The organism is Enterobacter sp. UNJFSC 003 (assembly GCF_036903355.1).
Taxonomy (GTDB): Bacteria; Pseudomonadota; Gammaproteobacteria; order Enterobacterales; family Enterobacteriaceae; genus Enterobacter.
In genome coordinates this window covers 36,037-58,438 of sequence record NZ_JBAKHK010000007.1, presented here as the reverse complement: position 1 = coordinate 58,438, position 22,402 = coordinate 36,037, and the positions used below count along the sequence as shown (strand labels likewise).

Annotated in this window: 21 protein-coding genes; 11 read left to right on the top strand and 10 right to left on the bottom strand. The window is 53.7% G+C overall.

Annotation, left to right across the window (positions count from 1 at the left end; all coding sequences use genetic code 11):
• Position 1: 1 nt before the first annotated feature.
• Positions 2-274: a GNAT family N-acetyltransferase gene (locus tag V5P19_RS16405; protein WP_334405135.1), complete on the top strand. Its 273-nt coding sequence runs from the start codon at positions 2-4 to the stop codon at positions 272-274.
• A gap of 35 nt (positions 275-309) precedes the next feature.
• On the opposite strand, the gene V5P19_RS16400 is transcribed toward V5P19_RS16405, so the two are convergent.
• The gene (locus V5P19_RS16400) at positions 310-1,539 is read right to left on the bottom strand and encodes an amino acid permease (RefSeq protein WP_334405133.1); all 1,230 of its coding nucleotides are present in this window, start codon (positions 1,537-1,539) and stop codon (positions 310-312) included.
• Between the two features lie 120 nt (positions 1,540-1,659).
• A complete protein-coding gene (locus V5P19_RS16395; protein WP_334405131.1) occupies positions 1,660-2,121 on the bottom strand; it encodes a multidrug/biocide efflux PACE transporter in 462 nt (153 codons plus the stop codon).
• Positions 2,122-2,226: 105 nt separating this feature from the next.
• On the opposite strand from V5P19_RS16395, the gene V5P19_RS16390 reads away from it, so the two are divergent.
• From V5P19_RS16390 to V5P19_RS16380, 3 genes are all read left to right on the top strand, one after another.
• On the top strand, positions 2,227-3,093 hold the full coding sequence (locus tag V5P19_RS16390) for a LysR family transcriptional regulator (protein ID WP_334405128.1): 867 nt from the start codon (positions 2,227-2,229) through the stop codon (positions 3,091-3,093).
• Positions 3,094-3,185: 92 nt separating this feature from the next.
• The gene (locus V5P19_RS16385; protein WP_334405126.1) at positions 3,186-4,364 is read left to right on the top strand and encodes an acetyl-CoA C-acetyltransferase; all 1,179 of its coding nucleotides are present in this window, start codon (positions 3,186-3,188) and stop codon (positions 4,362-4,364) included.
• A 317-nt stretch (positions 4,365-4,681) separates the two neighbouring features.
• Positions 4,682-5,365: an oligogalacturonate-specific porin KdgM family protein gene (locus tag V5P19_RS16380; protein ID WP_334405125.1), complete on the top strand. Its 684-nt coding sequence runs from the start codon at positions 4,682-4,684 to the stop codon at positions 5,363-5,365.
• 135 nt (positions 5,366-5,500) lie between these two features.
• On the opposite strand, the gene V5P19_RS16375 is transcribed toward V5P19_RS16380, so the two are convergent.
• Positions 5,501-6,676 carry an oligogalacturonate lyase family protein gene (locus V5P19_RS16375; RefSeq protein WP_334405124.1) on the bottom strand — a complete coding sequence of 392 codons (1,176 nt, stop codon included), beginning with the start codon at positions 6,674-6,676 and terminating at the stop codon, positions 5,501-5,503.
• 296 nt (positions 6,677-6,972) lie between these two features.
• On the opposite strand from V5P19_RS16375, the gene kduI reads away from it, so the two are divergent.
• From kduI to V5P19_RS16360, 3 genes are all read left to right on the top strand, one after another.
• The gene (gene kduI / locus V5P19_RS16370; RefSeq protein WP_334405122.1) at positions 6,973-7,809 is read left to right on the top strand and encodes a 5-dehydro-4-deoxy-D-glucuronate isomerase; all 837 of its coding nucleotides are present in this window, start codon (positions 6,973-6,975) and stop codon (positions 7,807-7,809) included.
• Positions 7,810-7,872: 63 nt separating this feature from the next.
• Positions 7,873-8,634, top strand: coding sequence for a 2-dehydro-3-deoxy-D-gluconate 5-dehydrogenase KduD (gene kduD, locus V5P19_RS16365; RefSeq protein WP_334405120.1), 762 nt, complete (start codon positions 7,873-7,875; stop codon positions 8,632-8,634).
• 294 nt (positions 8,635-8,928) lie between these two features.
• Positions 8,929-10,362, top strand: a complete 1,434-nt coding sequence (locus V5P19_RS16360; protein ID WP_334405376.1) for a sugar porter family MFS transporter — start codon at positions 8,929-8,931, stop codon at positions 10,360-10,362.
• Here the strand turns inward: V5P19_RS16360 and V5P19_RS16355 are convergent, their stop codons facing one another.
• The gene (locus V5P19_RS16355; RefSeq protein WP_334405118.1) at positions 10,363-11,358 is read right to left on the bottom strand and encodes a LacI family DNA-binding transcriptional regulator; all 996 of its coding nucleotides are present in this window, start codon (positions 11,356-11,358) and stop codon (positions 10,363-10,365) included.
• Between the two features lie 221 nt (positions 11,359-11,579).
• Between V5P19_RS16355 and V5P19_RS16350 the strand changes: the two genes are divergently transcribed.
• Positions 11,580-12,821, top strand: coding sequence for an MFS transporter (locus V5P19_RS16350; RefSeq protein WP_334405116.1), 1,242 nt, complete (start codon positions 11,580-11,582; stop codon positions 12,819-12,821).
• 19 nt (positions 12,822-12,840) lie between these two features.
• Entirely contained in the window at positions 12,841-14,274 is a 1,434-nt protein-coding gene (locus V5P19_RS16345; protein WP_334405114.1) for a glycoside hydrolase family 32 protein, read from the top strand.
• Between the two features lie 71 nt (positions 14,275-14,345).
• Here V5P19_RS16345 and V5P19_RS16340 read toward each other — a convergent pair whose 3' ends face one another.
• Genes V5P19_RS16340 through V5P19_RS16325 form a run of 4 tightly spaced genes read right to left on the bottom strand, consistent with a single transcriptional unit; the run spans position 14,346 to position 18,571 of the window.
• Positions 14,346-15,632, bottom strand: coding sequence for an ABC transporter substrate-binding protein (locus tag V5P19_RS16340; RefSeq protein WP_334405112.1), 1,287 nt, complete (start codon positions 15,630-15,632; stop codon positions 14,346-14,348).
• A 13-nt stretch (positions 15,633-15,645) separates the two neighbouring features.
• Positions 15,646-16,773, bottom strand: coding sequence for an ABC transporter ATP-binding protein (locus V5P19_RS16335; RefSeq protein ID WP_334405111.1), 1,128 nt, complete (start codon positions 16,771-16,773; stop codon positions 15,646-15,648).
• Positions 16,774-16,785: 12 nt separating this feature from the next.
• On the bottom strand, positions 16,786-17,688 hold the full coding sequence (locus V5P19_RS16330; protein ID WP_334405109.1) for a carbohydrate ABC transporter permease: 903 nt from the start codon (positions 17,686-17,688) through the stop codon (positions 16,786-16,788).
• Entirely contained in the window at positions 17,681-18,571 is an 891-nt protein-coding gene (locus tag V5P19_RS16325) for a carbohydrate ABC transporter permease (protein ID WP_131633648.1), read from the bottom strand. Before V5P19_RS16325 ends, V5P19_RS16330 begins: the two co-directional genes overlap by 8 nt.
• Positions 18,572-19,110: 539 nt before the next feature.
• Between V5P19_RS16325 and wzz(fepE) the strand changes: the two genes are divergently transcribed.
• Positions 19,111-20,253 (top strand): LPS O-antigen length regulator Wzz(fepE), encoded by a 1,143-nt coding sequence (gene wzz(fepE) / locus V5P19_RS16320; RefSeq protein ID WP_334405103.1) that lies wholly within the window; start codon positions 19,111-19,113, stop codon positions 20,251-20,253.
• 38 nt (positions 20,254-20,291) lie between these two features.
• Here the strand turns inward: wzz(fepE) and V5P19_RS16315 are convergent, their stop codons facing one another.
• Positions 20,292-20,615, bottom strand: a complete 324-nt coding sequence (locus V5P19_RS16315; RefSeq protein ID WP_334405101.1) for a cupin domain-containing protein — start codon at positions 20,613-20,615, stop codon at positions 20,292-20,294.
• A 136-nt stretch (positions 20,616-20,751) separates the two neighbouring features.
• Between V5P19_RS16315 and V5P19_RS16310 the strand changes: the two genes are divergently transcribed.
• Positions 20,752-21,444 (top strand): aspartate/glutamate racemase, encoded by a 693-nt coding sequence (locus V5P19_RS16310; protein ID WP_334405373.1) that lies wholly within the window; start codon positions 20,752-20,754, stop codon positions 21,442-21,444.
• On the opposite strand, the gene V5P19_RS16305 is transcribed toward V5P19_RS16310, so the two are convergent.
• The gene (locus V5P19_RS16305; protein ID WP_334405099.1) at positions 21,439-22,365 is read right to left on the bottom strand and encodes a LysR family transcriptional regulator; all 927 of its coding nucleotides are present in this window, start codon (positions 22,363-22,365) and stop codon (positions 21,439-21,441) included. The two genes, V5P19_RS16310 and V5P19_RS16305, sit on opposite strands and share 6 nt — an antisense overlap.
• Positions 22,366-22,402 lie beyond the last annotated feature (37 nt).

Sequence of the window (22,402 nt, the reverse complement as noted above, 5' to 3'; positions counted from 1 at the left end):
CATGGAAATTCTGGAAGGCCATAATAAGTTTTACGTTAACGATGCACAGGGAAACCAGGTTGCGGAGATTGTCTTCGTGCCCACCGGCGAGCACCTGAGCATCATTGAGCATACCGATGTGGATGAGAGCCTGAAGGGGCAGGGCGTCGGTAAACAGCTGGTGGCGAAAGTGGTGGAGAAGATGCGCGGTGAGAACCGTAAAATTATCCCGCTGTGCCCGTTTGCGAAACATGAATTTGATAAAACGCGGGAATATGACGATATCCGTGCGTGAGAATATTGCCCGGCATGATGCCGGGCAGTACAGACTCAGCCGACAAACATCACCGACACGCACAGCACGCCGACAATCAGCGTCAGCAGGTTGCCGATGGAGCGATACGGTTTCAGTGACGCAATGAGATAGGTCGACAGCGTCGGCATGATAAACAGGATCATGGCGATAAGCGGGCCGCTGATGGCGTAAATCATCGAGATTGCGTTCGGGTTAATGCAGCAGACCACAAACGTAATCAACGACACGCCCAGAATCGAAATCGCGCGGTTAAAGGCGCGGCTCTTTTTCACCCCGACCTGGTTCAGCGACGACTTAACAATCTCCGTCGCCCCTTCAATCACCCCAAAGTAGGTGCCGAGGAACGATTTCGACATCGCAATTATCGCCACAATAATCCCAGAAATGCCTAACCATGCCGGAGAAGAGGGCATCATCGACAGCGCCGACAGAATAGTAACCCCTTCTTCTTTTGCGGCCACGATGTACGACGGCGGAATAGACAGCAGGCAGCTGAACACAAAGAACAGCACGCTAAGGCAGATAATCAGGTACGCCACCTTCATGATTTTTTTGCATTTACCCATGGCTGCGTCGCCGTATTTCTCGCGCCGATCTACGGCGAATGTCGAGATAATCGGGGTATGGCTAAAAGCAAAAACCATCACCGGAATCGAGATCCACACCTGATGTAGCGTGTGACGATCGAACGCCATCTGGCTGGTGAGCAGCGTCGGCTGCCAGCTTCCCGTCAGGTACAGTGACACAAACAGGAAATAGGCGATCAGCGGAAACACGAGGAACCCCATCACCTTAATGGTGATATGTCGGCCCATCAGGAAGATCAGATTCAGTACCAGCACCACAGCAAAACTAACCAGCATGCGCACGCCGGTATCCACCGTCATTCGCTTTGCCAACTGTTCGGTTAAGGAATTGGTGATCGCCACCGCGTAGATCAGGACCACCACAAAGAAGGCGACAAAATAGAGCGTGGTGATCAGATTACCGATCTTCTTGCCGTAGTAGTGGCTAACTGCGCCCGTGATCCCTTCGTTGCCTTGGGTTTTCGACGACAGGATAAATTGCGCCAGCGCTTTATGCGGCCAATAGGTTAAAGGGTAGGCCACGAGGGCGGTAATCAGCAGGACAATCGCGCCTGCCGATCCAAGCTGGATGGGCAAGAACAGCGTTCCTGCCCCCACGGCAGTGCCATAGAGGGCGAAACTCCAGAGAGTCTCTTCTTTTGACCAAATTTTCGACATTAGAGCAACGTATCAACTATAAAACGAACAAAAAGAGGTGCAATTTACCATAGATCTGAGGAGAGGGCGCAGTTGCTTCGAAGGAGGCTGGCCGGAAAAGGGATCCGGCCAGAAGTGAAATTAGCTTGCCAGAGCGCGTCGTTGCTGGCGGCGCTTGATAAATTTTTCGCGCAGGGTGTCATACGTCCAGTTATAGAACATGGTGTACGGCAGGAAGAACAGGAAGAAACCTATTTCCAGCGTGAATGCCTGGAGCAGCGTGACGCCCAGAACCGCGGCAACGATAGAGACGCCGATGACAATAAACCCGCACTCAAACCCCAGCGCGTGCAGCGCACGGACTTTGGCGGTGCGCTTTACCCGCTGCACGGGCCAGAAACGGTCAAAGCCGACGTTGTAGAGGATATTCCACAGCATCGCCGTGGTGGCCAGGATAATCGTCAGCCCACCCATTTCGACCACAGAGCGCTGCATGAGCCACGCCGCCGTTGGGGCGAGGATCGCCGTGGCAATGCCTTCAAAACAGACGGCATGGAAGATGCGCTCCGGCAGTTTTCGTTGGAGTGTATCTTGATGTTGCATAGGGAAAGACCTCATTAATTCGCCGGTATGGGCGTTGATGGCGCCTATTGTTATCGCTAAAGCTGATATATTAAAGATGGTATCCATCGATAAAGTAGATAGGTCATGCGCTATTCCCCCGAAGCCCTTAACGCCTTTGTTGAAACTGTCGCGACCGGCTCCTTTTCCGCCGCCGCACGCCGCCTGCGTAAAAGCCAGTCCACTGTCAGTACCGCCATTGCAAACCTTGAGGCCGATCTGGGGTTTGCGCTTTTTGACCGATCGGCGCGTCAGCCGGTGCTCACCGCTCAGGGCGAGCAGGTGTTGGGTTATGTTCAGTCAATCCTTGCCGCCAGCGCCCGGCTGGATGAACTCGCGGTATCGTTAACGGCACAAACCGAGGCGCGCCTAACGTTCGTGCTCTCCGATACGCTCAACCCGGACGTGCTGGAAAATCTGATGAAGCAGTTCGACCAGCGATTTCCGCATACAGAATTTGAATGCCTGATTGGCGAGGAAGAAGACGTTATCGATCTGCTGCAGAAGGAGAGGGCGCAGATTGGCCTGACGGAAGCGCGCGACGCTTATCCGACCGATATTGGGGCTACCCGGCTGCCGGTACAGACCCGAATGGCGATTTATGTCAGCGCGGATCACCCGCTTGCCGGGCAAGCTGAAATCCAGGCCGATGAACTGCACGGCTGGCGTGAGCTACGGATAAGCACCTATCTCGAACGTGAAGCAACGCTCGCACGAGGGCCGGTGTGGTCAGCCCCGAACTACCTGCTGCTTCTGAGTATGGCGGTTCAGGGTTTTGGCTGGTGCGTGCTGCCGTGTGCGCTGGTGGACGAATTCGCCGCATCGAAATCGCTGGTGCAGCTGAATGTCCCCGGCTGGCCACGCGCGATCGGGATCGATCTGCTGTGGAACAAGCGATCTCCGCCAGGCGTTGCCGGAAGCTGGCTGCGGCAATATTTGCAGGATGCGCGCTAATCCTGTGACTAAACTCACTTTTCCTAAACATTTGCATCAACTGTTGATAACAATCATCTACTATCGTCACGTCATTTAACACAGAGGTCGTGATGAAAGATGTCGTTATAGTGGGTGCGTTGCGTACAGCTATCGGCTGTTTTCAGGGCGCGCTGGCGCGCCACTCGGCTGTTGATCTGGGTAGCGTGGTGGTTAAAGCGCTGGTGGAACGCAGCGGGATCGCAGCACATGAAGTCGATGAGGTGATCCTGGGCCAGGTTCTGACGGCGGGCGCCGGGCAAAACCCTGCCCGTCAGGCGGCGCTAAAAGGCGGTCTGCCCAACACCGTATCGGCTATTACCATCAACGACGTCTGTGGTTCTGGTTTAAAAGCGCTGCATCTTGCGACGCAGGCCATTCAGTGCGGCGAGGCAGATGTGGTGATTGCCGGCGGGCAGGAGAATATGAGCCGTGCGCCACATGTATTAACAGACAGCCGAACCGGCGCGCAGCTCGGAAACAGCCAGCTGCTCGACAGCCTGGTGCATGACGGCCTATGGGATGCCTTCAACGACTATCATATGGGCGTGACGGCGGAAAATCTGGCACGTGAATATGGCATCAGCCGTGAGCTGCAGGACGCCTGGGCGCTCAGTTCGCAGCAAAAAGCCCGCGCCGCGATTGATTCCGGGCGCTTTCGCGATGAAATCGTCCCCGTCAACACGCGGCGCCAGAACGGTGAAGCCCTCATCATCGATACCGATGAGCAACCGCGCACCGATACCAGCGCGGAAGGGCTGGCAAAGCTCAACCCTGCTTTTGAAACGCAGGGTTCCGTCACGGCGGGTAATGCGTCTTCTATTAACGACGGTGCTGCGGCCGTGATGATGATGAGCGAAAGCAAAGCGCTTGAGCTGGATCTTCCGGTGCTGGCGCGTATTAAGGCCTTTGCCAGCGTGGGCGTCGATCCCGCGCTAATGGGGATCGCGCCGGTCTATGCAACCCGCCGCTGTCTGGAGCGTGCGGGCTGGCAGCTTGGGGATGTGGATCTTATCGAGGTCAACGAAGCCTTCGCCGCGCAGGCGATCTCAGTCGGTAAAATGCTGGAGTGGGATCCGTCTCGGGTTAACGTCAACGGTGGCGCCATTGCGCTCGGCCATCCTATTGGTGCGTCCGGTTGCCGCATTCTGGTGTCGTTAGTGCATGAAATGAAGAAGCGTAACGTCCGTAAAGGGGTAGCGACGCTCTGCATTGGCGGTGGACAAGGCGTCGCACTTGCCATTGAGCGATAGCGTCATCCTTTCTAAGATAGCCTCCCAATGGGAGGTTTTTTTTTGACTGTCTGTATCACTTATTTACCTTTCTCAGCGCAATCTCACGCGTAATGCGAATAATTGCGCGATGAATTATTTCCTTGTCTAACCTCCTGCTGTGATCTCTCTCCGGAAATTTAACCTTAATCCCCTTTATTTGTTGATGGGGTTCACGTCGATCTTTGCCAAAAAAAATGAAACAAATAATTACGATCCTGGTCACTAAAATTACGGTGCATAAAAAATAAACTCTAGTTTCATAAAAACGAAACATTATTTTAATTGAGGGTTTTTTCATGTTAAAGAAATCTCTGGCTCTTGCTTCCCTTATTGGTGCCTCTTTCGCTGCTAGCGCAGTTACCGTCGATCTGCGTCATGAATACATTGACAGCGGCTCGAACGCGGACCGCGTTTCGGTTTCGCACCGCTTTGCTAACGGCTTAGGTTTTTCTGTGGAAGCAAAGTGGAAATCAGGTGGCGATAAGGCTGACCAGCCGTTTGCGGATGTTGTGGGTAACGGTCACGAAGATCAAATAAGCTGGCGCTGGAAAGCGACGGATAATATTGCCCTGACGCCTGCCTTCACCATTGAAAGTAATGACAGCCGCACCATTTATAAACCGAATCTGCATTTGCAATATAGTTTCGACAATGGTTTTTACGTGGCAGCACGTTACCGCTATGAATATACGCGCTACCCGTCAAGCTCGAATAAAGAAGATGATAAAGTTAACCGTGGCGATGCCTGGGTGGGTTGGGTATTAGGTGACTGGCGTACCGAGCTGAACTACGTATACGCAAAAAGCTCTGAAGGCATGATTCGTAATAACAATAAAGATTACTCCAACGAATATAACGCCAAGCTGGCCTATAAATGGGATAAAAACTGGGCACCGTACGTTGAAGTGGGCAACGTGGGCGTGAAAGAAACCGATGAACGCCAGACGCGCTTCCGTTTGGGCGTGGCATATTCATTCTAAATAATAAGCAGTACCTCCGGGAAAAAACCGGCTCAGAACGAGCCGGTTTTTTTGTTTCCGCTAACGCTCGCCTGACGGCCAAAAAAAGCCCTCTATAAGAGAGGGCAAGGCCAGTTACAGAAACACTAACTCAAATCATGCATGCAACATTTCTGGTTGCTCGGGGAGTTTCGCGATATAGAGGGCAGGTTTTCCGTCTTTATCGGAACTGAACAGCACCGCGCTTTCATCCGGGGTAAAGGAGGGATGCGGATGGGTCACCTGGCGGCTATTGGCCACCGTCGCCCAGGAAGTGTCGTGCCGGGCGATGCGGAAGTACCTTTTTTTCGCCACGTCAAAAGCATAAAGATAGGGATCGTTATCGATGGTGTAACCGCCGGTGTCTTTCACGTCGACAGGCGTACCTGAGCCGTCACCCACCAGCAGCGTGCCGTCAAAATTACTCATCAGGTGCGAACAGGCGGGCATCTGCATTACCGCTTCGTTAACGCCGGTATCCGGGTTGTAGCGGGAGATCGTGCGTCCCTGCTGGCCTTTCAGGTAAGAGACATATACCAGCGCCGAACCGTCCGGCACCCAGAACTCATGCGTACAGCTTTCACCTTCCGCGTGCGCTTTTACTTTGCGAACCTGCGTGCCGTCTTCGTTGACCAGCCACATACGGGCATCGACGAGATCGTGCGGGCCTTCATGGCAGAAGGCCACGGTGTGGTCATCAAACGGACGGTAGATGGGATGACCCAGCCAGTTCTTCTCTTCATGGATCGTTGAGCTTGCACCCGTTTTCAGGTCCACGCGCAGCAGGCGGCAGTGGGGCCCTTTGTGGAAGAAGTCGTGGAAAATTTTCCAGTCATTCAGCGGCGTCCAGTCGCTTTTGGCAATCTCGATACCCACCAGTTTGGTGCAGTCGCTGTTTGCTACCCAGGTGCCGTAACCGACCCAGTCGTCAGACACGCGATAAACTTCGCGCTCTGCCAGGGTGTGTAAATCCACTTCCAGCAGCGTGCGATCGTTCTTCACATAGTAGAAGGATTTATCATCCGGCGAGAGGAACCCACCAAAGGTGTTATCGCCTGCGCCTTCCGTCAGCTGAACGGCTTCGGCTTTTTTCAGATCCAGCAGGTAATAGTTCCAGTTGCCGTCAAACTCCCCGGCGAACAGCAGATGGCTGCCATCGTTAAAGAAGCACTTCTGGTAAAAGTAATTGCGATGACAGGTGACTTCTGGAGGGGTCAGGCGCGTGACTTCCACGCCTGTATCCGGATCGCGTGCGATCTCGTAGTTCAGCGTGACCCGCATACCTTTAGCCATAATGCACTCCTTTGTACGGAAATTGAGTTAAAAACTGGGTGTTAAATTATCAAAACACCGTTTCAATGTGTGTGACTGATAGCGCACTTTGCCATTTTCATTGACGGCATTTATCACTCCCTGGATTAATCGTGATCGAAACGCCATTTCTGGTATAAATAAACATAAAAAATGAAACGTTGTTTTAATTGCAATTGAAAACCCTATTCTCAGCGTTTACTATGTCCACATCATGAAAACGGAACGATGTTTCGTTAATTATTTTGCTCTCAGGCACGATCAATCTGGAGGTTACCGTGGACATCAGACAAAGCATCCACAGTGAGCACGCGAAGACGCTGGATACTCAGGGGCTGCGCAATGAATTTTTAGTTGAACAGGTGTTCGACGCCGACAAATACACCCTGGTCTATAGCCACATCGATCGCATTATTGTGGGCGGGATTATGCCGGTGACGAAAACCGTCTCCGTCGGCGGGGAAGTGGGTAAACAGCTGGGCGTGAGCTATTTCCTGGAACGCCGCGAGTTAGGCGTGATTAACATCGGCGGGCCGGGCACCATCACCGTCGATGGTGAGTGCTACGAAATCGGCCATCGCGATGCGCTGTATGTGGGGAAAGGGGCGAAGGAAGTGGTCTTTGCCAGTGACGACAGCGGCAAACCGGCGAAGTTTTACTACAACTGCGCGCCGGCCCACTCGACGTATCCAACCAAAAAAGTGACGCCTTCGGAGGTTTCCCCGGTAACGCTTGGCGATAACCTCACCAGCAACCGTCGCACCATCAACAAATACTTTGTACCGGATGTGCTGGAAACCTGCCAGCTCAGCATGGGGCTGACCGAGCTTGAGCCGGGCAACCTGTGGAACACCATGCCGTGCCACACCCACGAGCGCCGCATGGAAGTGTACTTCTACTTCAATATGGATGATGACGCCTGCGTATTCCACATGATGGGGCAGCCGCAGGAAACACGTCATATCGTGATGCATAACGAGCAGGCGGTGATTTCACCGAGCTGGTCTATTCACTCTGGCGTGGGGACGAAAGCCTATACCTTTATCTGGGGTATGGTCGGAGAAAACCAGGTCTTTGATGACATGGACCACGTCGCTGTTAAGGATCTGCGCTAGTCGCGGGCAGTTAAGCATATACCTGCCTGTTCGTGACAGGCGTTAAACGAGTAAGGAACTAACATGATTCTGGATGCATTTTCTCTGCAAGGTAAAGTGGCTGTGGTGACCGGTTGTGACACCGGCCTGGGCCAGGGCATGGCGTTGGGTCTGGCGGAAGCGGGCTGCGATATCGTGGGTATCAACATTGTAGAACCCACTGAAACCATTGAACGCGTCACCGCGCTGGGCCGCCGTTTTCTGAGCCTGACCGCCGATCTGCGTAAAATCGACGCCATTCCTGAACTGCTGGATCGTGCGGTAGCGGAGTTTGGCCATATTGATATTCTGGTGAACAACGCGGGCCTGATTCGTCGTGAAGATGCGATCAACTTCAGCGAGCGCGACTGGGACGACGTTATGAACCTGAACATTAAGAGCGTGTTTTTCATGTCTCAGGCGGCGGCGAAGCACTTCATCGCCCAGGGCCATGGCGGCAAGATCGTTAACATCGCCTCTATGCTCTCCTTCCAGGGTGGCATCCGCGTGCCGTCCTACACCGCTTCTAAAAGCGCGGTAATGGGCGTAACCCGTCTGCTGGCGAACGAATGGGCGCAGCACAACATCAACGTTAACGCGATTGCACCTGGCTACATGGCGACCAACAACACCCAGCAGCTGCGCGCGGATGAAGAGCGCAGTGCGGCCATTCTTGAGCGTATCCCTGCGGGCCGCTGGGGTCTGCCAAGCGATCTGATGGGACCCATTGTGTTCCTTGCGTCATCTGCATCTGATTACATCAACGGCTACACCGTGGCGGTTGACGGCGGTTGGCTGGCCCGCTAAGTCGGCTTTACGAAAGAACCTCTGCCTACGGGCGGAGGTTTTTTTTCACCAAAAATTGCCATTATCCATATAGCGTAAGATGAAAAATCCATACTAAAAAGTCATAAATGACATTCATCACAGTTTTATTAATTGATAACTAAGTGATTATTAAAAAATGGCGGTATTTCAGCATTAGTTGAAATTGTAATGTCCATCACAGAACGCTATGTCGCAGCGATATAATCCATATCTTCGCGAATTCCAGCCTGACACTTTTTTCCGCTATCTCGTAACGTCAGTTAACGCATTTCACTGTTCAGGCAGGAAAATATGACCTCAATAAATGACTCTATCCTCATGCCCCGCGCGTTGCGCGATACCCGCCGCATGAACCAGTTTGTCTCTATCTCAGCCGCCGTAGCCGGTTTGCTGTTCGGTCTGGATATCGGCGTCATTGCCGGTGCGCTGCCGTTTATTACCGATCACTTTACGCTAAGCAACCGCCTGCAGGAGTGGGTCGTGAGCAGCATGATGCTCGGGGCGGCCATCGGTGCGCTGTTTAACGGCTGGCTCTCGTTCCGCCTTGGGCGAAAATACAGCCTGATGATTGGGGCGATCCTGTTTGTTGCGGGCTCGATTGGCTCCGCGTTAGCCACCAACGTAGAGGTGCTTTTACTTTCCCGCGTGCTGCTCGGCGTGGCGGTCGGGATTGCCTCCTACACCGCGCCGCTCTATCTCTCTGAAATGGCGAGCGAGAACGTGCGCGGCAAGATGATCAGTATGTACCAGCTGATGGTCACGCTCGGAATCGTGCTGGCGTTCTTGTCCGATACCTGGTTCAGCTACAGCGGCAACTGGCGCGCGATGCTGGGCGTGCTGGCGCTGCCCGCGCTCGTACTGATTGTGCTGGTCGTTTTCCTGCCGAACAGCCCGCGCTGGCTGGCACAAAAAGGCCGTCACGTGGAGGCGGAGGAAGTCCTGAGGATGCTGCGCGATACCTCTGAAAAAGCGCGTGAAGAGCTGAACGAGATCCGCGAAAGCCTCAAGCTGAAGCAGGGCGGCTGGTCGCTGTTTAAGATCAACCGTAACGTGCGTCGGGCGGTGTTCCTCGGCATGTTGCTGCAGGCGATGCAGCAGTTTACCGGCATGAACATCATCATGTATTACGCCCCGCGCATTTTCAAAATGGCCGGATTCACCACGACCGAACAGCAAATGATTGCCACGCTCCTGGTGGGGCTGACCTTTATGTTCGCCACCTTTATCGCGGTGTTTACCGTGGATAAAGCCGGACGTAAACCCGCGCTGAAGATTGGTTTTAGCGTCATGGCGATAGGAACCCTGATCCTCGGCTACTGCCTGATGCAGTTTGACAACGGCACGGCCTCAAGCGGGCTCTCCTGGCTCTCGGTCGGAATGACCATGATGTGCATTGCCGGTTACGCGATGAGCGCGGCGCCTGTGGTATGGATCCTGTGCTCGGAAATTCAGCCGCTGAAGTGCCGCGACTTTGGGATCACCTGTTCCACCACCACGAACTGGGTGTCGAATATGATCATCGGCGCAACCTTCCTGACGCTGCTAGATTCGATCGGAGCTGCCGGAACATTCTGGCTCTACACGGCGCTGAACGTGGCGTTTATCGGCGTGACGTTCTGGCTTATTCCTGAAACCAAAGGCGTGACGCTGGAACACATTGAACGCAAGCTGATGGCGGGGGAGAAGTTGCGCGATATCGGTATCTAGTTACAGCGACTCTCGGGGTAGCCACGGGCTTGCGACCCGTATCGTCTCACGATGGCTGTCACCGTTAATAATATGCAGGGCGCTCAGGCGCCCGATTTCGTAATGAGGTAGCTGCACCGTTGAGAGGGGCGGTAAGAACAGATCGCCAATCCCCACCATGTTGTCGTACCCCACCACCGCCACATCCTGCGGAATACGCAACCCTTGCCCCAGCAGCGTCTGATAGACCATAAACGCGATACGATCGTTGCCGCAAATCACGGAGTCGAACAGCGGCGTTTGCTGCTGAATATGCGCCAGAACGCGTGCTGGAATATCGCGATAGTGTTCATCGCCGTATTCCATATAGCAGTGATCCAGGGTATTTGGGTCGATTCCCGCTTCCCGACAGGCACGCTCCAGCCCCTGGCGACGGCGAAGGGTAGCCAGATGATTAGCCGGCAGATGCAGGCAAAGGGGGCGACGGTAGCCCGCGGCCAGCAAAGCCTGTACCGCAGAGAACTGGCCCTGCTCGTCATCCGGTATGTAGCTGGCCACTGGATCGTGCAAACTTTCGCAGTTTGCCAGCACGCAGGGAAGGGTTAGTAACTTGGCTGGAAGTGGCACCTTGCGCAGCCCCATGGTCGTGTAGATGATCCCGTCCGGGCGATGAGAGAGCAGAAGGTCGACCATGGTCTCCGGGCTATCGTCGGTAAACATGTTGACCACAAAGCTGTTCCAGCCGTGCGCCCGCGCGGTTTCTTCAATCGACAGCGTAATGTCTACCGAAAAGGGCGTGGTCACCGTATCCAGCGCCAGCACCCCGATGGTGTTCGGCATGGCGCGCGCCCCGCGAATTTTTTTCGCCGACAGGTCGGGCACGTAATGGGTCTGTTCGATAGCGGCCTGAACCCGGGCCAGCGTTTCCGGTTTCAGCCTTTCCGGGCTGTTGAGCGCGCGGGATACCGTCATCAGTGACACATTGGCCAGCTTTGCCACATCCTTCAGCGATGCCATGTTAATTACTCCGCCCTTGCTAAGCTGCTGATGTAAAAGATCGGTCGATATTCTATCTTACGCGCGACGTGCGTGCAGGTGAGAAATAGTTGATCGCGATCGCACCACATCAATGTTAACGTTAACTTTTGTGATTAACATCATGAATCTCAGCAAAATGACATGAGTTATTCCAATTGTTAACGTTACCATTTGTGGCATTCCTCCACGATGAGAATGTCATGATGAAGAAACATCACTCTCAAAGCTACCCGTTACTCAGTGCGTTATTGTTTTTCTTTTTTGTCTGCTGGTCCTCTTCCGGATCGCTGCTCTCTATCTGGCTGCATCAGGAGGTGGGCCTGAAGCCGGGGGATACCGGCATTATCTACGCGGTGCTCTCCGTCTCTGCGCTGTTTGCCCAGGTCTGCTACGGTTTCATTCAGGACAAGCTCGGCCTGCGGAAAAATCTACTCTGGTACATCACCGTACTGCTGATCCTCTCCGGACCGGCCTTTTTACTGTTTGGCTATCTGCTGAAGATTAACGTGTTGCTTGGCAGCATTTTCGGCGGAATTTACATCGGCTTGACCTTCAACGGCGGTATCGGTGTTTTAGAATCCTATACCGAGCGCGTGGCACGACAGAGCCAGTTTGAGTTTGGCAAGGCGCGGATGTGGGGCTCGCTGGGCTGGGCGGTTGCAACGTTCTTTGCCGGTTTACTCTTTAACATCAACCCAAAATTCAACTTTGCGGTGGCCAGTTGCTCGGGGCTGGTATTTTTCATTTTGCTGGCGCGGCTGCGGGTTTTCTCCGCCTCACAGGCGATGGAAGAAGCGGTGGCGGGGGGGAAGGTGACGCTGGAAGACGCGCTGCGCCTGCTCACCCTGCCGCGCTTTTGGGCGCTGGTGTTCTTCGTCATCGGCACCTGCATTTATGGCGTTTACGATCAGCAGTTTCCGGTCTACTTCTCTTCTCAGTTCCCGACGCTCCAGGAAGGGAATGCTATGTATGGCTATCTAAACTCATTCCAGGTTTTCCTTGAGGCAGCTGGCATGTTTTGTGCGCCATGGCTGGTGAACCGTATCGGTGCGAAAAACGGCCTCATCTTCGCCGGAATGGTGATGGCGAGCCGCATGGTCGCCTCCGGGCTGGTAGAAGGCCCGCTGCTTATCTCTATCACCAAGCTGCTGCACGCGCTAGAGTTGCCGGTTCTGCTGGTGGCCATCTTTAAATACAACAGCCTTAACTTTGATAAACGTCTCTCATCCACGCTGTATCTGGTGGGGTTTGCGTGCACCAGCTCGATCATCGCCACGGTGCTTTCGCCGCTGGCAGGCTATAGCTACGAGAAATATGGCTTCGCCCAGTCTTATCTAATTATGGGACTGCTGGTGTTCAGCACCACCTTTATCTCCATCTTCTTGCTGCGCGCCTCGCGGTCGTCCTCAGACCCGCTGGTCTCGCAACCCTCCGCTATCTGAATCAAAAAGAGTGAAGACTATGATGTACACCATTTCCAACGCAGAACAGGAACTCCAGGCTAAACGCGAGGCGCTGAACCTGCGCTGGTATCCGCGCTACCACCTGGCCGCCCGAGCGGGCTGGATCAACGACCCGAATGGGCTGGTATGGTTTGATGGCTGGTACCACGCGTTTTACCAGCATCATCCGTATTCAACCGAATGGGGGCCTATGCACTGGGGGCATGCGCGCAGTAAAGATCTGGTGCACTGGGAACATTTGCCGGTGGCGCTTGCCCCGGAAGGCCCGGAAGATAAAGATGGCTGTTTCTCCGGTTCGGCAGTGGTCGACGGCGATACGCTGGCGCTGATTTACACCGGGCATAAATTCCATGGCGATCCCGGTGATGAGGGCAACCTCTTTCAGGTCCAGTGTCTGGCGACCAGCCGCGACGGTATTCACTTTGAACGCCAGGGGATAGTGGTAGACACTCCGCCGGGTATGCACCACTTCCGGGACCCGAAAGTATGGCGTGAAGGGGATGACTGGTACATGATCGTCGGCGCTCGCGAGGGGGATACCGGGCAGGTGCGGCTATATAAATCGGCCGATCTGCGCCAGTGGCATGATGCGGGGGTGCTTGATGAAGCGGAAAACGCGATGGGCTATATGTGGGAGTGCCCGGATTTTTTCATCCTCGACGGCAAGCGCGTTCTGATGTTCTCTCCCCAGGGACTGGAGGCAAACGGCTACCAGAACCGCAATCTGTTCCAGAGCGGGTATCTCCTCGGCGAATGGCAGCCAGGACAGACGTTCACCCGCGAAGGCGGATTTGTTGAACTGGACCACGGTCATGACTTTTATGCGCCGCAAAGTTTCCTGGCGCCAGATGGCAGACGCATCGTCATTGGCTGGCTGGATATGTGGGAATCGCCATTGCCGGAGCAACAGGACGGCTGGGCGGGTATGCTTTCGCTGCCGCGTGAGCTGAGTCTGGGTGCGGATAACCGCCTGCAAATGCGTCCGGCCAAAGAGGTTGAGGGGTTGCGCGGTGCCTGGTTCCCGTGGCCGGTCACCCTCCTGAAAAACCAGCAGAGGGTTATGATGGAAAACGGCGAGGCTATGGAAGTCATCCTGCACTGGGATTGTGCTAACAGCAGCGCCGAACAGTACGGACTCCGCTTTGGCGACGGCCTGCGCGTCTATGTTGATGCGCAGATGCAGCGGCTGGTGCTGGAGCGTCACTATCCGCACTATGGCCTGTGCGGCACGCGCAGTGTGCCATTAACTGCCGGTAAGGCGTTGACGCTGCGGGTGTTCTTCGATAGTTCGTCGGTAGAAGTTTTTGTAAACGATGGCGAAGCTTGCCTGAGCAGCCGTATTTATCCGGATGCAGGCCGTCGGGAACTCGCGCTGTTCGCCTGGGGCGGTTCGTCATGCTTAACGGAGGCAGGTGCCTGGCAGCTCGAATAACGCTGCGCCTTTCTGAACGATCGAAAGGCGAGGTTATCCCCCGCTGAGCACAGGGCTAGCGGGGGACGCTATTAACGCATGGCGCGTTTCAGAATACGCTCAGCTTGACGCTGGAAGTCCGCCGCCGTTTCTTCCACGGTCTTCTGGCCGTAGTCGATGTACTGCAGGGATGTACCGAACTGCGCCACAATCTGCGGATCGTCAAAGTATGGCGATACGGAGAGCTTCGCAGGCAGAGACTGCGCCAGGCGCAGGCCCGCTACAGAAGGATCGCTCTCTTTGATGGTGCCGTCTTCCGTCAGGAACTGCACCGCCGCTTTGCTCAGTGGGACGCCACGTTCCAGACCCAGCGTATCCACACCCTCTTTGCTGTTCAGCAGGAAGTTAATCAGCTTCGCGGCCGCTTCCGGGTTTTTGGTCGATTTACCAATCGAGAGCATCTGTGCAGGTTTGAAGAATAGACCCGCATCCGTTGCGCCCGGCAGCATTGGGTAGTTGCCCAGCGCCAGCTTCGCAGGCGGCTTCAGGTTGTCGGAATATTTATTGATGGTGGAGTTCCACATATAGGTGCCTCCCCATTCTCCCTGAATCCACGGCTTCATCTCATACATGTTGCTCTTACCAAATGACGCATAGTATTTGGTGTCCGGCATGACGTGGCTATCCACCAGCTTTTTATAGGTCTGGAAGAATTCAACCCACTGCTCTTTGCTGTAAGAGAATTTTTTGGTCTTCTCGTCCACGGCGGGGATATTGTATTTCTGGATCATGTAAGAGTTCAGCAGCGCTAGCGTATCCTGGTGTTCCAGAACCACCGGGTAATATTGCTTGCCAAGCTTGCTCTCGAATGTCTTGCCCGCCGCCATCAGATCGTCCCAGGTTTTCGGGTATTCGACGCCGGCTTTTTTCCAGGTTTCATCATTAAAATAGAAGACGCGCGCGGTCACAGAGATCGGAATGCCGTTCAGCTTGCCGTTAACGGTGGTGGACTGCAGCTCTTTTGGATCGAACTGCGTTAAGTCGATCACGTCCTTCATCTTGTTCAGGTCGTAAAAGCCATCGCCGGTTTTAGAGAAGATCGGCAGCCAGTTCCAGTTGGTTTGCATGACGTCAGGCTCGGTTCCGCCCGCAATCTGCGTGGTCAGGCGCGAGAGGTGTCCATCCCAGCCGGTGTATTCTGCTTTAACGTTGATGTCCGGGTTCTGTTTATGGAACTCGTCCAACGCCTTCAGCGTCACCTGATGACGGCCGTTTCCGCCCCACCAGGACATACGTAAATCAACATCTTGCGCCATCGATGGCAAAGCAGTAAGGCCCAGGGTAGCGGAGATTGCTGCGCTTAAAAGCACTTTTTTCATTTTTATTACTCCATCAGAGAGAGATGTTCTGTTCAGTTTTTGCGTCAAAAATATGACATTTATTCATATCAAACTTGAAGTACACCTTACGATGAAGGCCTTTATCAATCATTGGCTTAGCTTCATCGGAAGGAATTCGGGCAGTCAGTTCGTAGTCAGCAACCTTCAGATACACAAAGAATTCGTGGCCCATATTTTCTACTCGCACCATCTCACCGCTGCAGCCGCCTTCAAGGAATGGCTCATCGGAGAGCGAAACGAACTCCGGGCGCACGCCGTAGAAGACCTCCTGACCAGCATACGACGTGACTTTGTCTTGCATTTGAGCATGTAACGGCATGGTTTCATTGCCGATGGCGATATGCAGTTGCCCCGCATTTTCCACCAGTTGGCATTGACGAATGTTCATCTCAGGTGCGCCGATGAAGCCCGCCACAAACATATTCTTTGGCCTGTGGTAAAGGTTGTCCGGGGTATCCACCTGCATGATGTGGCCAAGTTTCATGACGCAGATACGGTCGCCCATGGTCATGGCTTCGGTCTGATCGTGGGTTACGTAAACGGTGGTGGCCGGTTTACCGGAGGCTTTCAGCTGCTTGTGCAGGTCAGAAATACGGATACGCATCGAGGCACGCAGCTTGGCATCCAGGTTTGATAAGGGTTCATCGAACAGGAAAACGTCCGGTTTTTTGACAATCGCGCGGCCAACGGCCACACGCTGTGCCTGGCCGCCGGACAGCTGGCGCGGCAGGCGGTCCAGCAACTCTTCCAGCTCCAGAATTTTAGCTGCCTCGTTCACTTGAGACTCAATCTGGTCTTTCGGCAGCTTGCTCAGCTTCAGGCCGAACGCCAGGTTCTCGCGTACCGTCATGTGCGGATAGAGCGCGTAGTTCTGAAACACCATCGCAATTCCACGCTCTTTCGGCGCGAGGTTGTTCACAATCTTTTCGCCGATACGCACTTCGCCGCCGCTGATGGTTTCCAGCCCGGCCAGCATGCGCAGGGTCGTGGACTTGGCGCAGCCGGATGGTCCGACGATCACCATAAACTCCCCTTCAGCGATTTTCAGGTCGATAGCATGTACCGCTTTGAAGCCGTTGGAGTAAACCTTTTCCAGTTTGTTGAAGATAACTTCAGCCATGATATTTCCCTCTTAACCTTTAATTCCGCTGCTGGTGACGCCCTGGACGAAGTAGCGCTGTGCCAGGAAGAAGACAATGATGGATGGCAGAATGGAGATACTCGCCATTGCCAGAATTTCGTTCCACGGCGCACCTTCGGTGACGTCGATGGACATTTTCAGAGCCAGTGCAATCGGGTATTTGTCCACGCTGTAAACGTAAATCAGCGGGCCGATAAAATCGTTCATCGACCACATGAACTGGAACAGGGCGACGGAAATGATGGCCGGTTTGAGGATCGGCACCACCACATACCACAGCACCTGCAGGGAATTACAGCCGTCGATCTGCGCGGCTTCTTCCATGTCACGCGGCACGCCGCGCAGGAACTGGATCAGCATGAAGACAAAGAACCCTTGCGTCGCGAAGGCCAGAGGCAGATACAGCGGCATATAGCTGTTCAGCATGCCCATTTCACGGAACATCAGGTATTGCGGGATCAGCAGCACGGTGCTTGGCAGCAGCATGGTGGTGATGAGCGTGGCAAACCAGAATTTCTTCCACGGGATCTCGAAGCGAGCAAAGCCGTACGCCACGATGGTGGAGGAGATAATGGTCAGGATCACTTTCGGGATCACATACTTAAAGGTGTTGAGCATGTAATGGCCGAAGTTGTACTCGGTCCCGGTTTTCCAGCCGTTTACAAACCCGTCCCAGGTTGCATGTGCAGGCCACAGGCTCAGGGTGGTAAAGATTTCGTGGTTCGGTTTGAACGACGCCGAGAACATCCACACCAGTGGATAGAGCATCAGCAGGCCGACAAAAAGCAGGATCACATAACGAATACTGGCGTTGATTTTCTCTCTGCGCAGCGTTCGGGCCACTTCGCGCTCTGCAATGCTTCTTGCCGTGGAGAGTTGTTGGATATCAGCCATTTTTGCCTCCTTTATCGGCGGAGTAGAACACCCAGTATTTTGAAGACTTAAAGGCGATACCGGCAAAAACCGCCACCACCAGGAACAGGATCCAGGCCAGTGCCGCGCCGTAGCCCATGTCGAAGTATTTGAAGGCGGTGTCGTAGATGTAGAGTGAGAACAGGTAGGTTGAGTAGGTTGGCCCACCGCCGGTAATCACGTACGGTCCGGTAAATTCCTGGAACGCCTGGGTAGTCTGCATGATGAAGTTGAAGAAGATGACCGGCGTGATCAGCGGCACGGTGACTTTAGTGAACATTTGCCATTTAGAGGCACCGTCGATCATGGCTGCTTCATATTGCGACTGCGGAACGTTTTGCAGTGCCGCCAGGAAGATCACCATCGCGGAACCGAACTGCCAGACGCGCAGCAGCGTCACCGACATCAGGGCCAGCGACGGCTCACCCAGCCAGTTCACCGGGTCAAAGCCAAACACGCCAATAAAGCTGTTTAACAGGCCATCAATGGCAAACAGCGCGCGCCATAAAACGGCGATGGCGACGGAGCTGCCGAGAATCGACGGAATATAGTAAGCGGTACGGAAGAACCCGATGCCGCGTAATTTAAAGTTCAGAACAAACGCAATCCCTAATGCGAAGGCGAGTTTTAAGGGGATGGTCAGAAATACATAGGCAAAGGTCACGCCCATTGATTTCCAGAAGAGCGTGTCCTCGGTAAACATGTAGCGATAATTTTCGATGCCGTTAAACACCGGCGGACTCATCAAATCGTAATCCGTAAAGCTGAGGAAGAACGATGAGACGAAGGGGAAAGCCGTAAAGAGTATCAACCCGATTATGTAAGGTGATATCCACGCTAACCCCAGCAGCTTGTTTTCATTCATACATACCTACCTGGCAATCAATGGTTTAAAACGGAATCTGCATTTGTAACGTCGCCTGACGCCTGTCGAGCACAGCATAAGGACGGAAATTCTGGATGCTACGTAAAGCGAAACTGCATTTAACTTTGTTTTATAACGCTTTTTTTGGTTTGTCCTTATTGCGAATCGTTTGGGTTTCAAAACAGGCGAACCGCTGTTCTTGAATACTAAAACATCGTTTTATTTTATTTTATTGCTATTTATTTCTGCGTCATTCGCTTAATGATGGAAATGTGATCGCGGTCGAAACGGTGTTTCAATAAGGTGAGGAAGGTGGCATTTTTGCTGTATTTCAAGCAATCAAATCCAGTGGGAAAGGGTGAGGCAGGAGAAACTACATGATAAGTAACAACAATAACGGTAGAGAACTAACTACTAAATTTAATAGTGAGTGCCAGGATAGACCAAACTTACGTTCAGATAATTCTTAGACTCTTGTATCATCGGACCACCAGAAGCATTCAGGCAGAAATTACTGCGCCCTCAAAAGAAGAACGGTTATGTCAGCGATGGATTTCAAAAAAAATACGGATCTTGATTTTCCCCGTTATGCCTCCCCGGCAGTCAATACGAAAGAGATCGACCTTCTGGGATTACTGGACGTCCTGCTCGCAGCAAAAAAACGCATTATCGCCATTGCGTTTGCCTTTGCGCTGGCGGGGCTGGCGATTGCGTTTATGTTGCCGCAAAAATGGACCAGTAAAGCGGTGATCACCCCGGCAGAACAGACGCAGTGGAACCCGCTGCGTCAAATGATGGTTGCCTTGCAGGTGCTGGACGTGGACGTGAAGGTTGCGCGTCCTGACGTATTTAACCAATTCATTAAAAAGTTTCAGTCGCAGTCGCTGCTTGAAGAGTACATGAAGAATTCACCCTACGTGATGTCTCAGCTCGAAGGCACCGAGGTCGACCCGCTTGAGCTGCATCGTGCTGTGGTTAATATTTCAGAAAAAATGAAAGCGGTAGATAACACCCAGGCAAAAGACGCGGATAAAGCGCCTTACGTCTCGTGGACGCTCAGCTTTACCGCGCCGACGGCGGGCGATGCGCAGACGGTGCTTGAGGGCTATATCGACTATATTTCTCGCATCGTTGAACGGGAAACAATGGAGAATATTCGTAACCAGATCACCCTGAAAACCAAAGTGGTCCAGCAGCAGCTGGAGCTGGATCGGGTGCGTCTGACCAATATTCACAATACGAACCTGCAGCGCCTGAACTATTCCCTTGAAGTCGCCAACGCGGCGGGCATCAAAAAGCCGGTCTACAGCAACGGGCAAGCAGTAAAAGACGATCCGGATTACTCCGTGGCGCTGGGTGCAGACGGGATTGCGCAAAAGCTGCAGATTGAAAAAAATCTCAAGGATGTGGCCGAGCTGAATGCGGATTTCCAGAACCGTGAATACTATCTGACTCAGCTGCAAAAACTGTCCGTGGAAGATGTCAAACTTGAGCCGTTTAAATATCAGCTTTCACCGTCTATGCCGGTGAAAAAAGATGGACCAGGCAAGGCGCTGATTGTGCTGCTGGCAGGTATGCTTGGCGGTCTGTTTGCCTGCGGGAGCGTGCTGTTACGCGAGGCGATGCTTTCCCGTATCCCTCTGCCAGAGACGGTAACGCCAGTCACGCCCGTGACAGAATAACGTCGACGACAAAAAGGCGCTGAAAACAGCGCCTTTTTTTATTTCAGAAAATCTTCGCGCACTGGCGTAAAGGTATCCAGCAAGGTGCCGGGCTTCAGGCACACGCAGCCGTGCATAACATGCGGCTCTTTATAAAGCGTATCGCCCGCCGTCACGACATGTTTCTCTTCACCGATAGTAAACTCGAACTCGCCGGACAGAACATAGGTTAACTGTTCATGCGGGTGATTGTGCAGAGGGCCGATTGCTCCTTGCTCAAAGTTTACCTCTACCGCCATCATCTTACCACCGTGCGCCAGAATGCGGCGCGTCACGCCATTACCCAGATCGTCAAGCGTGGTCTCTTTATGGAAAATAAACATATCTCCGCCTTGTTATATGATGAAACATTGTTTCATTTAATTTATCTCACCCTGAGTTAAAAAGAAACGACGCGACAAAGAACTGGAAACAGGATCACAAGTTTGCTTCACTGGGATAAACACATAAGGGGGGATGATGAAAACGATAGGTTTGCTTGGCGGGATGAGCTGGGAATCAACAATCCCCTATTATCGCCTGATCAATGAAGGGGTGAAGCAACGTCTCGGTGGCCTGCACTCCGCAAGCCTGCTGCTGCACAGCGTCGATTTTCATGAAATCGAAGCCTGTCAGTCGAGCGGCGAATGGGACAAAGCCGGTGAGATACTGGCTAACGCGGCGCTTGGGATGGAGCGTGCCGGTGCCGAAGGTATTTTGCTGTGTACCAATACCATGCACAAAGTGGCGTCGCATATTGAGGACCGCTGCTCGCTGCCGTTCCTGCATATTGCCGATGCGACCGGGCGTGCAATTAGCGCATCCGGAATGCGCCGCGTGGCGCTGCTGGGAACTCGCTACACCATGGAGCAGGATTTCTATCGCGGGCGGTTGAGCAGCGAGTTTGGCATTGAAAGCCTGATCCCGGATGAGACCGACCGGGCGCGCATCAACCAGATTATCTTTGATGAACTCTGCCTGGGTACCTTCAGCGAATCTTCCCGCGCGTACTACGTCAGCGTGATGGAAAAACTCGCACAGCGGGGGGCGGAAGGCGTGATTTTCGGCTGTACAGAAATCGGCCTGCTCGTGCCGGTTGAACGAAGCCCCATCCCGGTGTTTGATACCACAGCGATCCATGCTGCCGATGCCGTGGCGTTTATGCTGTCATAAGGCGTGTTGCAGGCCAGGTAAGCGAAGTACTACCTGACGGGCATGTTCAATTAAGTGCTCGCTAAAGGCTTCGACCAGCGCTGACGCCGGACGGTGCAGGGGGCGAATCAGGCTCACGGTGAAGGGGACGGAAACGCTAAAGGGGCGGATAACAATGCCGCTTTCCGCGTAATCCAGCGCCGTGAGCGGATTGACCACGGCCACACCCACTCCCGCGCGCACCATGGCGCAAATCGACGCCGCGCTGTGCGTTTCGACTACCATTCTACGTTTCACCTGATGTTCGGCAAATAGCGTATCCAGAAGCTGTCGATAGCTGTCGGTCTGCGACAGGCTAATGTAGTTTTCACCGTGGAAATCTGCAGGTGTCAGCATGCTTTTGGCGGCAAGCGGATGTCCCGCGGGCAGCACGCAGACTTCATCTAAAGAGAGTAGCTCCGTGCGCTGCGTACCTGCAGGCGTCGCGAGCGTTTCCGTCAGGCCTAAATCGTGACGCTGCGCCGAAAGCCACTCTTCGAGCAGAGGTGACTCCTGCGGAACAATCGTCAGGTTGACCTCAGGATAGCGTGCCAGAAAAGGCTGCAGCAGCATGGGCAGGAACGACTGGGAAAAAACGGGCAGGCAGACGATAGACAGCTCGCCCTGACGAAACTCACGCAGGCTTTCCGCCGCGCTAACAATCCTGTCCAGCCCGTACCAGGAGCGCTGCACTTCTTCGAACAGACGTAACCCTTGTACCGTTGGGTGCAGCCTCCCGCGCGCGCGTTCAAACAGCTTCAATCCCAGCACTTTTTCAAAGCGCGCCAGTTCGCGGCTAACCGTCGGCTGCGAGGTATTCAGCATCTGCGCAGCTTCCGTGAGATTGCCGGTAGTCATCACAGCATGAAAAATCTCGATATGGCGAAGGTTAACGGCGGGCATAGGGCACCTGATGGTTTAACGTTATCCATATCATTTT